Below are 262 nucleotides of genomic sequence, written 5' to 3' on the forward strand. Positions count from 1 at the left end.
TTGAAAGCCTCCCCAGGATACAGCTTCCATTTTTAGGTCATGGCATATTCAGAGGATTTATGGCCGACGGCGATTCAATGCCTCCTTTTGCAGACGGAACCTGTGTAATCGGTGAATATGTTGAGCAGCTGGATGACCTCAAGTCAAGTAAGGATTATATGTTCATTACCACCGAAGGTTATACTTTCAAGACCTTTGTAAAAAGAAATAAAACCACGCTTACGGTAGCCGCTGACAATACATTCTATGATTCCTATGATAT

Annotated in this window: 1 protein-coding gene; it reads left to right on the plus strand. The window is 41.6% G+C overall.

Features of this window, described 5'->3' with window-relative positions:
• Nucleotides 1–59: 59 nt before the first annotated feature.
• A partial coding sequence (locus ACPYOM_RS22835) for a S24/S26 family peptidase (RefSeq protein ID WP_481347715.1) occupies nucleotides 60–262 on the plus strand: 203 nt, incomplete at its 3' end.

This window comes from Monashia sp. HAY1-2A (genome assembly GCF_056755315.1).